General features: G+C 69.6%; 13 protein-coding genes. 4 read left to right on the forward strand and 9 right to left on the reverse strand.

Annotation, left to right across the window (positions count from 1 at the left end):
* Positions 1-35: 35 nt before the first annotated feature.
* The 4 genes from FNH08_RS11325 to FNH08_RS11340 all read right to left on the reverse strand — a co-directional run bounded on the left by FNH08_RS11325 (position 36) and on the right by FNH08_RS11340 (position 3,984).
* Entirely contained in the window at positions 36-566 is a 531-nt protein-coding gene (locus tag FNH08_RS11325) for a GNAT family N-acetyltransferase (protein WP_322724240.1), read from the reverse strand.
* Positions 567-597: 31 nt separating this feature from the next.
* On the reverse strand, positions 598-3,000 hold the full coding sequence (locus tag FNH08_RS11330) for an ATP-binding cassette domain-containing protein (protein WP_152771333.1): 2,403 nt from the start codon (positions 2,998-3,000) through the stop codon (positions 598-600).
* Between the two features lie 118 nt (positions 3,001-3,118).
* Positions 3,119-3,529, reverse strand: a complete 411-nt coding sequence (locus FNH08_RS11335; protein ID WP_152771334.1) for a VOC family protein — start codon at positions 3,527-3,529, stop codon at positions 3,119-3,121.
* Between the two features lie 5 nt (positions 3,530-3,534).
* Positions 3,535-3,984: a helix-turn-helix transcriptional regulator gene (locus tag FNH08_RS11340; RefSeq protein WP_322724242.1), complete on the reverse strand. Its 450-nt coding sequence runs from the start codon at positions 3,982-3,984 to the stop codon at positions 3,535-3,537.
* 174 nt (positions 3,985-4,158) lie between these two features.
* Here FNH08_RS11340 and FNH08_RS11345 point away from each other — a divergent pair, with 174 nt between their 5' ends.
* Entirely contained in the window at positions 4,159-4,593 is a 435-nt protein-coding gene (locus tag FNH08_RS11345; RefSeq protein WP_152771336.1) for a nuclear transport factor 2 family protein, read from the forward strand.
* Positions 4,594-4,646: 53 nt separating this feature from the next.
* Here the strand turns inward: FNH08_RS11345 and FNH08_RS11350 are convergent, their stop codons facing one another.
* The 4 genes from FNH08_RS11350 to FNH08_RS11365 all read right to left on the reverse strand — a co-directional run bounded on the left by FNH08_RS11350 (position 4,647) and on the right by FNH08_RS11365 (position 8,051).
* On the reverse strand, positions 4,647-5,003 hold the full coding sequence (locus FNH08_RS11350) for a hypothetical protein (RefSeq protein ID WP_194238455.1): 357 nt from the start codon (positions 5,001-5,003) through the stop codon (positions 4,647-4,649).
* A gap of 64 nt (positions 5,004-5,067) precedes the next feature.
* Positions 5,068-6,480, reverse strand: coding sequence for a dihydrolipoyl dehydrogenase (gene lpdA, locus FNH08_RS11355; RefSeq protein WP_152771337.1), 1,413 nt, complete (start codon positions 6,478-6,480; stop codon positions 5,068-5,070).
* Positions 6,481-6,612: 132 nt separating this feature from the next.
* Positions 6,613-7,584, reverse strand: a complete 972-nt coding sequence (locus tag FNH08_RS11360) for an LLM class F420-dependent oxidoreductase (RefSeq protein WP_152771338.1) — start codon at positions 7,582-7,584, stop codon at positions 6,613-6,615.
* A gap of 80 nt (positions 7,585-7,664) precedes the next feature.
* The gene (locus FNH08_RS11365) at positions 7,665-8,051 is read right to left on the reverse strand and encodes a RidA family protein (protein ID WP_152771339.1); all 387 of its coding nucleotides are present in this window, start codon (positions 8,049-8,051) and stop codon (positions 7,665-7,667) included.
* Positions 8,052-8,123: 72 nt separating this feature from the next.
* Between FNH08_RS11365 and FNH08_RS11370 the strand changes: the two genes are divergently transcribed.
* Both FNH08_RS11370 and FNH08_RS11375 read left to right on the forward strand, forming a co-directional pair.
* Complete coding sequence (locus FNH08_RS11370; RefSeq protein ID WP_152771340.1) at positions 8,124-9,017, forward strand: LysR family transcriptional regulator; 894 nt, start codon at positions 8,124-8,126, stop codon at positions 9,015-9,017.
* Between the two features lie 52 nt (positions 9,018-9,069).
* Positions 9,070-9,864, forward strand: a complete 795-nt coding sequence (locus FNH08_RS11375; RefSeq protein WP_152771341.1) for a hypothetical protein — start codon at positions 9,070-9,072, stop codon at positions 9,862-9,864.
* Here FNH08_RS11375 and FNH08_RS11380 read toward each other — a convergent pair.
* Positions 9,835-11,814 (reverse strand): DUF1996 domain-containing protein, encoded by a 1,980-nt coding sequence (locus tag FNH08_RS11380; protein WP_152771342.1) that lies wholly within the window; start codon positions 11,812-11,814, stop codon positions 9,835-9,837. The genes FNH08_RS11375 and FNH08_RS11380 overlap by 30 nt on opposite strands.
* Positions 11,815-12,239: 425 nt before the next feature.
* Between FNH08_RS11380 and FNH08_RS11385 the strand changes: the two genes are divergently transcribed.
* Positions 12,240-14,558, forward strand: coding sequence for a M4 family metallopeptidase (locus tag FNH08_RS11385; RefSeq protein ID WP_322724247.1), 2,319 nt, complete (start codon positions 12,240-12,242; stop codon positions 14,556-14,558).
* The last annotated feature ends 115 nt before the right edge of the window (positions 14,559-14,673 follow it).

Consider the following 14,673-nt stretch of genomic DNA (forward strand, 5'->3'; position numbering starts at 1 on the left):
CCACCGGCAACCCGCCCCTCCCCGGCGTCAATCGCCTACTGTTCCCATTCCTCGGCAAGCACGCCGAGGACGACCGTGTCGACGAAGGCGCCGTACACCCACGCGGAGCGCCGCAGTGTGCCCTCGACGGAGAATCCGGCCTTGGTCGCCGCCGCGATCATCGCCTTGTTGTCGACGAGGGTCTCGATCTGCAGCCGATGCAGGCCGCGCACGGCGAATCCGTACTCGCACAGGACGCGGACGACGTCGACGGCCAGCCCGCGTCCGCGGAAGGCCGGGATCAGGGAGATCCCCAGGTGGCCCGTCCTGTTGTGCGTGTCGATTCCCCACAGCAGGGCCTCGCCCGCCAGTTCCCGCGATTCCAGCTCCACCACCGAGAAGTAGGCCTTCTCCGGTGAGGGAGCCGCCGCCGCGGCGGGGGAATCCGCCGCGTCCGGCGGTACGGGCCGCCAGGGTGCGGAGTCGGCACGTGATCGCATGACCACGTCCTCGTACAGTTCGGCCTGGAGAACAGGAACATCGCTGTCCTGCCGAGTCCGCAGCCCGACCTTCTCGCCTCGTATCACCCGTCCTTGCTATCCCACACGCCGTAGGTGATCAACCGGTTTTGCGGCCGACGTAGGCCGCGAGGTGCTCCCCAGTGAGGGTGGAGCGGGTGGCGACGAGGTCGGCGGGGGTGCCCTCGAAGACGATCTTGCCTCCCTCGTGGCCGGCACCGGGGCCGAGGTCCACGATCCAGTCGGCGTGCGCCATGACCGCCTGGTGGTGCTCGACGACGATGACCGACTTGCCGGAGTCGACGAGCCGGTCGAGCAGGCCGAGCAGTTGCTCGACGTCGGCGAGATGCAGGCCGGCGGTCGGCTCGTCGAGGACGTAGACGCCGCCCTTCTCGGCCATGTGGGTGGCCAGCTTGAGCCGCTGCCGCTCGCCGCCGGACAGCGTGGTGAGCGGCTGGCCGAGGGTGAGGTAGCCGAGCCCGACGTCGGCGAGCCGGGCGAGGATGCGCTGCGCGGCCGGTGTGTGCGCCTCCCCGGCGCCGAAGAACTCCTCGGCCTCGGTCACCGACATCGCGAGCACCTCGCTGATGTCGCGACCACCGAGGTGGTACTCCAGCACCGATGCCTGGAACCGCTTCCCCTGACAGTCCTCGCAGAGGGTGGCCACCGTGGCCATCATCGCCAGGTCGGTGTAGATGACGCCCGCGCCGTTGCAGGTGGGGCAGGCGCCCTCGGAGTTGGCGCTGAACAGCGCCGGCTTCACTCCGTTGACCTTGGCGAACGCCTTGCGGATCGGGTCGGCCAGTCCGGTGTACGTCGCCGGGTTGCTGCGGCGCGAGCCGCGGATCGGCGTCTGGTCCACCGCCACCACGCCCTCAGGGGCCGGGATGGAACCGTGGATGAGGGAGCTCTTGCCGGAGCCGGCGACGCCGGTGACGACGCAGAGCACGCCGAGCGGGATGTCGACGTCGACGTTTCGCAGGTTGTTCGTCGTCGCGCCGCGGATCTCAAGCGTGCCGGTGGGCTTGCGGACCGTCTCCCTGAGCGCGGCACGGTCGTCGAGATGGCGGCCGGTGACTGTGTCGCTCGCCCGCAGGCCCTCCACGGTTCCCTCGAAGCAGACGGTGCCGCCCGCGGTGCCGGCGCCGGGGCCGAGGTCCACGACGTGGTCCGCTATGGCGATCGTCTCCGGCTTGTGCTCCACCACGAGCACCGTGTTGCCCTTGTCCCGCAGCCGCAGCAGCAGGTCGTTCATCCGCTGGATGTCGTGCGGGTGCAGTCCGATGGTGGGCTCGTCGAAGACGTAGGTGACGTCGGTGAGCGAGGAGCCGAGGTGGCGGATCATCTTGACGCGCTGTGCCTCGCCGCCGGACAGGGTGCCCGCGGGCCGGTCGAGCGAGAGGTAGCCGAGGCCGATCTCCGTGAACGAGTCGAGGGTGTGCTGGAGCGCGGTGAGCAGCGGCGCCACCGACGGCTCCTTCAGACCGCGGATCCATTCGGCCAGGTCGCGGATCTCCATCGCGCACGCGTCGGCGATGCTGGTCCGGCCGATCTTCGAGGACCGGGCGCCCTCGCTGAGCCGGGTGCCGTCGCAGTCGGGGCAGGTGGTGAAGGTGACCGCCCGCTCCACGAAGGCCCGGATGTGGGGCTGCATCGATTCCTTGTCCTTGGACAGGAATGACTTCTGGATCTTGGGGATCAGGCCCTCGTAGGTGAGGTTGATGCCATTGACCTTGATCTTGGTCGGCTCCCCGTAGAGGAAGGCATGCATCTCCCTCTTGGTGTACTGGCGGATCGGCTTGTCCGGGTCGACGAAGCCGGACTGGGCGTAGAGCTGTACGGTCCACTGGCTGTCCGACTTCCAGCCGGGGATGGTGAACGCTCCCTCGGCCAGCGACTTGGTGTCGTCGTAGAGCTGGGTGAGGTCGATGTCGGAAACCTTGCCCCGGCCCTCGCAGTGGTTGCACATGCCGCCGGTGCGCTCGTACGTCGCTTTCTGGGCCTTGGTCCTGTCACCGCGCTCCACCGTGATCGCACCGCTCGCCCGGACCGAGGCGGTGTTGAAGGAGTACGCGCTGGGCGGGCCGATGTGCGGCTGCCCGAGCCGGCTGAAGAGGACGCGCAGCATGGCGTTGGCGTCGGTGGCGGTGCCGACCGTGGAGCGGGGGTCGCCGCCCATCCGCTGCTGGTCGACGCTGATCGCGGTGGTCAGCCCGTCGAGGACGTCGACCTCGGGCCGGGCCAGTGTCGGCATGAACCCCTGTACGAAGGCGCTGTAGGTCTCGTTGATCAGCCGCTGCGACTCCGCGGCGATCGTGTCGAACACGAGCGAGCTCTTGCCCGAGCCGGAGACGCCGGTGAACACCGTGAGCCGACGCTTGGGGATCTCGACGCTGACGTCCTTGAGGTTGTTCTCGCGCGCGCCGTGCACGCGGATCAGATCGTGGCTGTCGGCAGCGTGCGACGCAGGCGACTGAGTGTGCGTCCTCTTGCCCGTGCTCATCGTGTCTCCATCTGTTGGGCGGGACCGCCTGCGGGGCCTCCGTCGGCGTCGCCCGGCTCGATCCACAGCAGGTGAAGGGCGGTGCCCTCGGGGACGGTGGCGGTGGCCACCGAGTGGCTCAGCGCAGTTCCTGGATGCGGACCATGTTGCCCGCGGGATCGCGGAAGGCGCAGTCGCGAACGCCGTACGGCTGCTCGGTCGGCTCCTGGACGACCTCGGCGTCGCCGGCCTGCAGCTTGTCGAAGGTGGCGTTGAGGTCCTTGGTGGCCAGCAGGATCCAGCCGTAGGTGCCCTTGGCCATCATCTCGGTGATGGTGCGGCGCTCGTCGTCGGTGATGCCGGGGTCGGCGGTGGGCGGCGCCAGGAGGATGGACGTGTCGGGCTGGCCGGCGGGGCCGACCGTGATCCAGCGCATCTTGCCGGTTCCGACGTCGTTGCGGACCTCGAAGCCGAGGATGTCGCGGTAGAAGGCCAGGGAGGCCTCCGGGTCGTCGTGCGGGAGGAAACTGGTGTGAATGGTGATGTCCATGGCCCTCACGCTATGTGCGGTTCGGGTGCGGGCGCTTCTCGATTCCTGACCGGTCTGGTCACCTGCTTCGCCACACACGACGGCATCCCGTCCGTCGCGCTCGCCGCCTTGCGCCGATAGACGCTGGGCGGCATACCGACCAGTTCCGTGAAGCGGGTGCTGAAGGTGCCCAGTGAAGAACAGCCCACCGCGAAGCAGACCTCGGTGACACTGAGGTCGCCACGTCGCAGCAGCGCCATCGCCCGCTCGATGCGCCGCGTCATCAGATAGCCGTACGGCGACTCGCCGTAGGCGAGCCGGAACTGGCGGCTGAGGTGCCCGGCCGACATGTTCGCGCCACGAGCTAGCGCCTCGACGTCCAGCGGCTGCGCGTACTCCCGGTCGATCCGGTCCTTCACCCGGCGCAGCCGCGCCAGGTCGCTCAGGCGCTGCTCTGCGGGCGGTCTGCTGCTCACCTGCGCGATCGTGCCACGGCGCGCTCGAGTGCTCAAGCAGGTCGGCTCGGACTGCTGGGGCTGTTCGACGCCGTCAGCCACGGCCGTGCGCTGATGTGCAGGGCGCGCGAGGCCCGGGGCGCGAGAGGAGAATGGGAAACGATCAGAACGCGGTGGGGGCGCAGGAGGTGGATCATGGGACAGGCACGTGAGGTCATGGACCGGCTCACCGAAGCGCTGACGACGGCCCGCGATCCCAAGGCCGTCGCCGAGTGCTTCGCGCACGACGCGGTCGCCGTCACACCCGATGCCGGAGAGCTCAGGGGCCGTGACAGCATCGCCGAGTACTTCGACCAGATGTCGGAGATGATTCCGCAGGCGACGTTCGAGTCGCTGCACAAGTACGAGGCCGGTGACACCGCGATCGACGAGGGGTTCTTCGGTGGCCGCAACACCGGGCCCATCGCATTGCCCAGCGGCGAGACCCTCCCGGCGACGCAGCAGGAGGTCCGGATACTCGGCTGCGACCTCGCCACGGTGGAGGACGGGGTCATCGTCAGTTACCGCCTGTACTTCGACCAGGCGGCCCTGTTCACGCAACTGGGGATCATGCCCGAAGCACCCCTGTGAACCCCGCGGCGCCAGGCCGCGGGGGTCCACACGTGCTGCCGGCCGGTCAGCGGCTAGTTCAGCTGTTCGGTCTTGCTGGCGACCAGCTGCCCGGCCTCGAAGCCTTCGACGCGGGCCGAGCGGGCGGTGGCCGCGTCGGGCACGGTCACGTTGGCCTGGCCGTTGGTGAGGTCGACCGATGCCCGGGGGCGCTGGTCGATGTAGACGTCCACGCGGTCGACGTTCGTCGCCATCAGCTGGAGCTCCAGGGAACCGTTGACGGAGACGGCGTCCGTGATCGACAGGTCGTGCGGCTGCCGGTCCTTCAGGAGCCGCCCTGCCCGGTCGAAGTGGTCGGCGGGTCCGTCGGCTGCGTGGCTTTGGTCCTCATCGCGGTCCGCGGCGGTGCGGGCCGCCGCGGGACGGGTCACCCACCGGCCCGAGGACCTCGTCTTCGAAGAGAAGTAGCCCCGGGCCCGGCAGAACCGCACGGCCTCACATGTTGATCATGTGTCCGGCAAGGCCGTGCACCGCCTCCTTGACCGCCTCGCCCAGGGTCGGGTGGGCGTGCACGTTGCGGGCGACCTCGTGGACGGTGAGGTCCCACTGCTGGGCCAGGGTCAGCTCGGGAAGCAGCTCGGTGACGTCGGGGCCGATGAGGTGGGCGCCCACGATCTCGCCGTGCCTGGCGTCGCTGATCAGCTTCACGAAGCCGGTGGTGTCGCCGAGGCCGTGCGCCTTGCCGTTCGCGGTGAACGGGAACTTCGCCACCTTGACGTCGTAGCCCAGCTCTCGCGCCTGGGCCTCGGTGTAACCGAAGCTGGCGATCTGGGGCTGGCAGTAGGTGGAGCGCGGGATCATCACGTAGTCGAGCTCCATCGTCTCGGCGTCCGCGATGGTTTCGGCGGCGATCACGCCCATCGCCTCGGCGGCGTGCGCGAGCATGAGCTTGGCGGTGGCGTCGCCGATGGCGTAGATGTGCGGCACGGACGTGCGGCAGCGGCCGTCGACGTCGATCGCCCCGCGCTCGGTGACGGTGACGCCGGTCTTCTCCAGGCCGTAGCCGGTGACGTTCGGCGCGAAGCCGATCGCCTGGAGCACCTTGTCGGACTCCAGGACCCGCTGGGTGCCGTCCTTGCCGGTGACGGTGACGCGGACCTGCTGTCCGGACTCGTCGACGGCGTCGACCCGGGTGGAGGTGAGGACGTCGATGCCCAGCTTGCGGTACTGCTTGGCGAGTTCGGCGGAGACGTCGGCGTCTTCCAGCGGGGCGACCCGGTCCAGGAACTCCACGACGGTGACCTTCACGCCGTAGTTGTGCAGGACGTACGCGAACTCGATGCCGATGGCACCGGCGCCCGCGATGATGATCGACTGCGGCAGGTCCTCGGCGAGGATCTGCTCCTCGTACGTCACCACACGCGACGTACGGCGCGTGCCGGGCAGCAGCTTCGGCGTGGCGCCGGTGGCGATGACGCAGTGGTCGAAGCCGATGGTGCGCGTGTCGCCGTCGTAGCCGGCCACCTCGAGGGTGTGGGGGTCGAGGAACGTGCCGCGGCCGTCGATCTCCGCGATCTTGTTCTTCTTCATCAGGTAGTGGACGCCCTTGACCCGGCCGTCCGCGACCCGGCGGCTGCGGCGGAATGCCTCGCCGTAGTCGAAGGAGACCTGCCCGTCGACCTTGATACCGAACGTCTTCGCCTCACGCGTGAAGATGTGCGCCAGTTCGGCGTTGCGCAGCAGGGCCTTGGTGGGGATGCAGCCCACGTTCAGGCAGACGCCGCCCCAGTACTTCTCCTCGACCACGGCGACCCGTTTGCCCAGCTGGGCCGCGCGGATGGCGGCCACGTAGCCGCCGGGGCCCGCCCCCAGTACGACGACGTCGAAGCGCTCGTCCGGCTCGTCCATCGAGAGTTCCTTTCTCACGGGGCGGCCCGCCCTCGGACGCCGCCCGGCTGGAGCCCGGTCCCCCCCACCTTGCCACCAGCCGATGGCACTCGCCCCGCCGACCGGCGCGCCGGTGGCCTCAGTGGTCCTGGTTCAGGCGAACGCGTCCCGGAGTGCGGGCAGCAGTGTCTTCGCCGACCACTCCAGGTAGGCGTGCTGGCTGTCGCCGCCGATCTGTACGAGGGCGACTTCCGAGAATCCGGCCTCCACGTAGGGCCGTACGGCCGCCACGAAGGCGTCGGGGTCGTCGCCGCAGGGGATGGACCCGGCGACGTCGTCGGGCGTCACGTACTGCGTGGCCCCGGCGAACGAATCGGGGTGCGGGAGCTCGGAGTTGACCTTCCAGCCACCGCCGAACCAGCGGAACTGGTCGTGGGCGCGGGCGACGGCCGCGTCGCGGTCGGTGTCGAAGCAGATCGGCAGTTGCCCCACCCGGGGCTTGCCCGTGCCGCCGTGCCGGTCGAACGCGGTGACCAGCTCCCGCTTGGGCTCGGTGGCGATGACCAGGTCGGCCAGGCGTCCGGCGAGGGCACAGGAGCGCTCACCGGACACGGCGATGCCGATGGGCGGCGGCGCGTCCGGCAGGTCCCACAGGCGTGCCGAGTCGACGTCGTAGTGCTTGCCGTGGTGGGTGACGTGACCGCCCTCGAACAGCGCGCGGATGATACCGACGGCCTCTTCGAACATCTCGTGCCGTACGTCGACGGACGGCCAACCACGGCCCACGACATGCTCGTTGAGGTTCTCACCCGAGCCGAGGCCCAGGCGGAACCTGCCCTCGGAGAGCAGTTGCAGTGTCGCGGCCTTCTGTGCCACGACGGCCGGGTGGTAGCGGAACGTCGGGCACGTCACGTACGTCATCAGCGGGATGCGTGACGTCGCCTGGGCCGCGGCACCGAGGACGGCCCAGGCGTAGGGCGAGTGGCCCTGGGAGCGCAGCCAGGGGAAGTAGTGGTCACTCGTCACCGAGAAGTCGAAGCCGGCGTCCTCCGCGCCGACGACGTGATCGACGAGGTCGCGCGGCCCGGCTTGTTCCGTCATCATCGTGTATCCGATTTGCACCATGCAGGCCGCGTATCCCCTCACCGCCGGGTGAAAACGGGCCGTTCGGTCGACTGTCGCGGAGCCGACTGCCGGGCCGGCCTTCAGCGGTGACGCCGGGCGTACACCTCGATCTCGATCTTCATGCGGGGATCGTAGAGGTCGCACATGAGCATCGTGGCGGCCGGACGGACCTCGCCGAAGGCGCCGCGCAGAAGCGGCCAGCAGGGCTCGAAGTCGTCGCGGTCGGGCAGCAGGTACCGGACACGTACGACGTCGGCGAACGTGCACTTCGCCTCGGCCAGCGCGGCCTCGATGTTGCGCAGGCACTGCGCGGCCTGCTCCACCGCGTCGTCGGAGATCGTCATGGTGGCGTAGTCGTACCCGGTCGTCCCGGACACATGGACCCAGTCGCCGTCGACCACGGCCCGGGCGTATCCGATCTGCTCCTCGAAGGTCGAACCGCTGAGGATCGCACGTCTCTCTGTCATGTTCCGGACGCTAGGTGACCAGCGTGGATACGTCTAATACCTGGATGGGCATGGGCTGATATCTCTGGAGGTATGGACCGTCCTGAACTTCCCCTGCCGCAGTTGCACGCCTTCGTCGTGCTCGCCGAGGAACTCCACTTCGGCCACGCGGCCGCCCGCCTGGGTATCGCCCAGCCGCCGCTGAGCCAGCAGATCCGCCGTCTGGAGGACAAGGTCGGCCACGCGCTGTTCACCCGTGAACCGGGACGCGTCGCCCTCACTCCGGCGGGCCGGGAACTCCTGCCCGCCGCCCGCCGAGCGCTCAGCGAACTCGCCGACGGCCTGGCCGCGTCCCGTGCCGTCGGCAGTGGCCGGACCGGTCGGCTGCGGATCGGCTTCGCCGCCTCACTCGCCCTGACCGTCCTGCCCGGCCTGCTGCGCACTCACCGGGAGCGGTTCCCCGAGGTGCGCCTCGACATCCACGAGATGACCACGGCGCCCCAACTCGCCGCCCTGCACGACCGGACCATCGACCTCGGTCTGCTGCGCGAGCCGCCCGCCGACGAGCCGCAGCTCGACTTCAGGACCGTACTGACCGAGCCCTTCGTGGCAGTGCTGCCGTCCAGTCACGCGCTCGCAGCCCAACGGAGCGTCCGGGTGGGCCAGTTGGCGGAGTCACCCTTCGTGCTCCTCCCCCGCGCGGTCGGCCCACAGCTGTATGACCGGATCGCCGGCCTGTGCGCCTCGGCGGGCTTCACGCCCCGGGTGGCCCAGCACGCCGTGGAATGGCAGACCGTCTGCGCCCTGGTGGAGACCGGCCTGGGCGTCTCCTTGGCCCCGGCGAGCATCCGGCGCATCCGCCTCAAAGGGGTCGCCTTCCGCCGGATCGAGCCGGCCACCGTCCGCACTCGGGTCGCTGTGGGCCGGCGCAGGGGCGACCAGAACCCTCTGGTCGCCCATCTCCTGGCCGGCCTTTCCGTGACATGATCGACCGCATGATCGATTCCTCAGTGCGGAAGGGCGGCCTCCGCCCCGCCCGATGAAGGAGCTCAACGAGCTCGGCGAGACACGGGCGTACGCCCTCGTGGCCCGGCTTCTCGATGATCCCGTGACCCGGAACATCGGCGCGCGGCTCGCCCGCGCGGCGTGCCACCTCTGGCGCGCGGCCCCCGTCGAGTTGCTGCCGCTGCTCGTCCGATACCGCGGGCCGGAGCTCGGTCCGGCCTTCGAGGCCGCCTTCACCACGGCCTCGATCTCCCGAGAGGCGATGCGGGCGCACGGCGCCCTCCTGCGAGGAGTTGCCTTCACGCCGTACCCCCGGCCTCACAGCCCGCGGACCCGCCGCCCATCGGTGTCGGCCTACGACAGCGCATCCGCCACCGCACTGCTCACGGCGAAACCCATCGGTGTCATCCGCCTCGACCGCGCCCCGGAGATCTTCGGTGCCTTGTTGGACGCCGGGCCGCTGACCTTCCGGCAGGCGGCCCAGCTGTACAACCTCACGTTCCGTTTGCCGGGCCGCTCCCAGGCCCAGTGCGCTGCACTGTGGCTGCGGCACGCGGGGCCGGGCGCACTGCCGCGGCTGCTCGCCCACATGACGCCGTACCTGGACGACTACGGGATCGGCGAGTACTGCCTGCACGGGCTGGCGCAGATGGGGCAGCAGGCGTCGGCCGCTCTTCCTGCCGTGACGGCGCTGATCGACCGGCGTACCCGTATCCCCTGCAACGACTCCACGCCCGACGCCGAGATGGAACTGGACGAGCGTCTGCTGGCCGCGGCGCTGAGTGCCCGCCGGGCGATGTCATCGCGTCCCGCGCCGGATGCGGCGTAGCAGGACGGTGCCGACGATCAGCAGCACGCCTCCGGCCGCGGCCGGCCACAACTGGGCGCCGGTGTCGGCGAGGTCGCCCGTGATCGCCTGCGGTCGGGTCTGAGAACCGCCCGACTGGACGTTCTCGCCGGTGGTCGGTTCCGGGCCGGGGGTGGCGCTGTCGAGATCGGACGAGGGAGGCGTCTGCTCGCGCTGGGTGGCCGAGGGCAAGGAGTAGATCTTCGGCTCCGCCTTGCCGCTGTCGCCGCTGTCCCTGCTGTCACCGCTGTTGTCCGCGGGCTGCTCCGCCTGGTCGTCGTCCGGTTCGGGGGCCGGCTCGCTGGTGGCGGGGGCCGGCGTTTCCTCCTTTGCGGAGTCGGCGTCGTCGCTGCCCGGCTCCGGGTTCTCAGCGGCGCCGGAAGCGGCGTCGCACGTCCGGCCGCTGTTGACGCAGTCGACCATCTCGCGCATGAGGTCTTCGTCGAAGACGTTGATGAAGTCGCCGTGGTCGGTGACCGGCTTGTGCAGTTGCTCGGGGAAGGAGTCGACGGCGAACAGCGGGGTCGTGCTGCCGCCGTCGTTCAGGCTCGGCGCGTCGACGTCGTAGACGATGCGCTGGACGAGCTGCGGAATGGCCTGGAAGCCGTTCGCGCAGGTGCCGTCCGCGTCGGCGAAGGCCACGTGGGTGCGGTGGTTGGCGCTGTCGATGTTGCGGCCGTCCCAGCAGCTCTGGAACTTGAAGGTGCGGACCACGTCACTGCCCTGGGGGCAGAGCGGGTACTTGTCCTTCAGCTGCACCTCGTTCTCGAAGCCCGTGCAGCTCCACGAGGCGTTGGCGTTGGGGGTGCCGTTGACGAACGCCTTGGCGTCTCCGGTGATGATGCGCAGGAGCCTCGGCATCTCCGTGACCTTGCCACGCGGGTTGCCCACGAAGGCCATGGTGACCTGCTGGGGCGTGACGATCTCGCCGGTGTTGCCCTCGATGCCGCCGCCGGGCGCGTTGGCGTCCTGCTCCTGGGTGCCGTTCTGCAGGCGCAGGACGGGCCAGAAGTAGGAGGACCGGTCGCCCTCGGCCTCGCAGCTCGTCTCGCCCTTCGCCAGGTCCTCGTCGCTCGCGAAGGCGTCGTTGGCCTGGTTGCCCACGTAGTCGTGGAAGTGGTGGGCGCCGTTGGTGACGCCGGGGGCCACGATCACGTTGTCGGAGTTGAACAGGCCGTTCTCATTCACTCCGCAGGCGGTGGTGAAGGTGCCGCGGGAGGCGCCGCTTCGGCGTTGCGGACTTTGGACGTTGGGCTGGACCGTGGCGATGTCGACGAAGTCCGCGGCGACCGGTCCGTTGCCTGCCTGGCCGCCGTTTCCGCCCTGGTCGCCGTTGTTGTCGCCCTGCTGGTTGTCCTGGTTCTGGCCGTCGCCCTGGTCCTGGCCGTCGCCCTGGTCCTGGCCGTCGCCCTGGCTCTGGTCCTGGCCGCCCTGGTCGCCCTCGTTTCCGGAGGCGCGGAAGGTACAAGGGGCGAAGGCTTCGAGGCCCTCGGGACGGTCGCCCACGCGGTCGACGGAGATCAGGATCCGCTCGATCGTCGCGGCGCGCTTCTCCTTCAGCGGGTTCATGATCGCGGATTCGGCGAAGCCGCTGTCCTGCAGTTGGGCCCGCGCCGTGTTCTTGAGGCGCTGGTAGGCCTCGGCGATCTGCTGGTCGAGAAGCGCGAGTTGCCCGTCGACCTCCGCGCGTGCCTGGTCCGGCACGGCTGTCAACTGACTGCCGACGTCCGGGCAGTCGATCGTGGCGGCTCCCGAGGCCAGTGCCCGGTCGTCCGTGCTCTGGTCCGTACGCCGCGACGAACCGCCGCTCTCGGTGGCGGAGGCGTAGACGTTCGCCACCACCAGTCCGCCACCGCCCAGGATCAGCGCTATCGCTGCGGAGGTGGCACGCCGGGCGCCAGTTGGGCGTCTTCTGCGCGTGTTGCGGCTCAAGGGGTACTCCTACGCTTCGTCGCCGGCGGGCATGAAAATCCCCAGCCCCATACGAGGCAGAACCCCCGCGTGTTCAACCGTCCACCGGATTCACAGAAATCTCTCATGCTTCAGCCACGCGGCGAGCGAGGTGTACGCACCGTCCCGCGTGAGCAGGTTTCCCACGGGCTTCGGCACTTGTCCGGAAAGCGGAGGCACTCCCTCGAAATACGGACACTTTCCGGCCATTCACTTGATGTGACCATGACACGAGACCTTCACATCTGACACTCTGTGCCCACTCCGCTCACCAGCGGCGCACGCGCACCCGCATCGCAGTTCTGCACCCGCATCGCAGTTCTCCCTGCACGACCCGCGCCCTCATCCGGGTGCGGGCCCTTCGTTCGGCCGCTCGTCCAACGTCGGCCGTAGCACAAGGAGTCCGCGTGAGTTCGACCCCCCACAGACCGACCCGCAGATCGGTCCTCCGTTCCACCCGCAGCCGGTCCACGGCCACGGCCTCGCTCGTCGCCGCGGCTGCCGTCCTCGCGGTCACGGTTCAGGGCGCCCCGGCGATCGCCCGGAGCAACGCCGCCGCCGACGCGACGCGCACCGTGGCCCCGGCCGAGCCCGACCGCGGATCGCTGCCCGCGAAGCTGACCCCCTCTCAGCGCGAGACCCTCATCCGCCGCGCCGAGAAGGGCGCCGACACCACCGGAGACCGCCTCGGCCTGGGCGCCCAGGAGGAGTTGAAGGTACGCGACGTCGTCAAGGACGCCGACGGCACCGTCCACACCCGCTACGAGCGCACCTACGCCGGCCTCCCCGTGCTCGGCGGCGACCTCGTCGTCCACGCGTCGAAGTCCGGGGCCGTCGACAGTGTGACCCGGAGCTACAAGCCCCAGCTGAAGGTGTCGGACCTCAGCGCCGAGGTGAGCCGGGCCGCGGTCGAGCGGCAGGCCGTCAAGGCGGCGCGGGCCGAGGGCTCCACCAAGACCGAGGCGGACAGCACCCGCAAGGTCGTCTGGGCCGCGAAGGGCACGCCGACACTCGCGTACGAGACCGTGGTGAGCGGCCTCCAGGACGACGACACGCCCAGTGAACTGCACGTCATCACCGACGCGCAGTCCGGCGACACGCTGTTCGAGTACGAGGGCGTGCACACCGGCACCGGCAACACGCGCTACAGCGGCACGGTGTCGCTCGGCACCAGCCAGTCGGGGTCGACGTACACGCTCAGCGACGCCGACCGGGGCAACCACCGCACGTACAACCTGAACCGGGGCAGCTCCGGTACGGGCACCCTGTTCAGCGGGACCGACGACGTGTGGGGCGACGGCACCACGGCCAACGCGGAGACCGCGGGCGCGGACGCACACTACGGCGCGGCGCTGACCTGGGACTACTACAAGAACGTGCACGGCCGCAACGGCCTGCGCAACGACGGCGTGGCCCCGTACAGCCGGGTCCACTACGGCAACGCCTACGTCAACGCCTTCTGGCAGGACGCCTGCTTCTGCATGACGTACGGCGACGGCGCGGGGAACGCCAACCCGCTGACCTCCATAGACGTGGCCGCGCACGAGATGACGCACGGCCTCACCTCGGTCACCGCCGGCCTCAACTACAGCGGTGAGTCGGGCGGTCTGAACGAGGCGACCTCCGACATCTTCGCCGCGGCCGTCGAGTTCGCCGCCGACAACTCCCAGGACGTGGGCGACTACCTGGTGGGCGAGAAGATCGACATCAACGGCGACGGCACGCCGCTGCGTTACATGGACAAGCCCAGCAAGGACGGCGCCTCACGCGACAACTGGTCCTCCTCGCTCGGTTCGATCGACGTCCACTACTCCTCCGGCCCGGCCAACCACTGGTTCTACCTGGCCTCGGAGGGCAGCGGCGCGAAGACCGTCAACGGGGTCGACTACGACTCCCCCACCTACGACGGTCTCCCGGTGACGCCGATCGGCCGGGCCAACGCCGAGAAGATCTGGTTCCGGGCGCTGACCACGTACATGACGTCCACGACCAACTACGCCGGCGCCCGCACCGCCACCCTGCAGTCCGCCGCCGACCTGTTCGGGTTCGGTTCGGAGACGTACAACAACACCGCGAACGCCTGGGCCGCGATCAACGTGGGCTCCCGGATCGTGGACGGTGTGACGGTGGTGCCCCCGGGCAGCCAGTACTCCCTGGTGGGCCAGGAGGTCAGCCTCGACGTGCGGGCGTCGTCGACCAACCCCGGCGCTCTGTCCTACGCGGCCACGGGCCTGCCGGCCGGCCTGTCGATCGACGCCTCCACGGGCCGCGTCTCGGGTGCGCCGACCGAGGTCGGCAGCTTCACGCCGACGATCACGGTGACCGACGAGGCCGGTGAGACGGGCACGGCGAGCTTCGCCTGGACCGTCGACGAAGAAAGTGACGGCACCGTCTTCGAGAACACCTCGGACTACCAGATCCCCGACAACGACACCGTCGAGTCGCCGATCAACGTGAACCGCGGCGGCCCCGCCTCCAGCGCGCTCAGCGTGGAGGTGAAGATCGTCCACACCTGGCGCGGTGACCTCGTGATCGACCTGGTCGCGCCGGACGGTACGGCGTACCGGCTGAAGGACTCCTCCGCCTCGGACTCCGCCGACAACGTCAACGCGACGTACACCGTCGACGCCTCCTCGGAGACGGCAGCCGGAGTCTGGAAGCTGCGGGTGCAGGATGTGGCCAGCCTGGACACCGGCTACATCGACAGCTGGAAGCTCACCTTCTGAGCACTCGCCGCGCAGTGCGGTGACAGATCCGAAGCAACTGGTCAGGGGCTTGTCACACGGGACAGGCCCCTGACCGGTTTCCCTGATCAAGGGCCGACTACTCTATGGCCGTTGG

Source organism: Streptomyces spongiae, from assembly GCF_009377185.1.
Lineage (GTDB): Bacteria > Actinomycetota > Actinomycetes > Streptomycetales > Streptomycetaceae > Streptomyces > Streptomyces spongiae.

Coding starts and splice junctions, on each gene's coding strand:
- FNH08_RS11345 (WP_152771336.1), top strand. CDS start 4,159: ATGGGACAGGCACGTGAGGTCATGGACCGGCTCACCGAAGCGCTGACG.
- FNH08_RS11360 (WP_152771338.1), bottom strand. CDS start 7,584: ATGGTGCAAATCGGATACACGATGATGACGGAACAAGCCGGGCCGCGC.
- FNH08_RS11375 (WP_152771341.1), top strand. CDS start 9,070: ATGAAGGAGCTCAACGAGCTCGGCGAGACACGGGCGTACGCCCTCGTG.
- lpdA (WP_152771337.1), bottom strand. CDS start 6,480: ATGGACGAGCCGGACGAGCGCTTCGACGTCGTCGTACTGGGGGCGGGC.
- FNH08_RS11365 (WP_152771339.1), bottom strand. CDS start 8,051: ATGACAGAGAGACGTGCGATCCTCAGCGGTTCGACCTTCGAGGAGCAG.
- FNH08_RS11330 (WP_152771333.1), bottom strand. CDS start 3,000: ATGAGCACGGGCAAGAGGACGCACACTCAGTCGCCTGCGTCGCACGCT.
- FNH08_RS11370 (WP_152771340.1), top strand. CDS start 8,124: ATGGACCGTCCTGAACTTCCCCTGCCGCAGTTGCACGCCTTCGTCGTG.
- FNH08_RS11335 (WP_152771334.1), bottom strand. CDS start 3,529: ATGGACATCACCATTCACACCAGTTTCCTCCCGCACGACGACCCGGAG.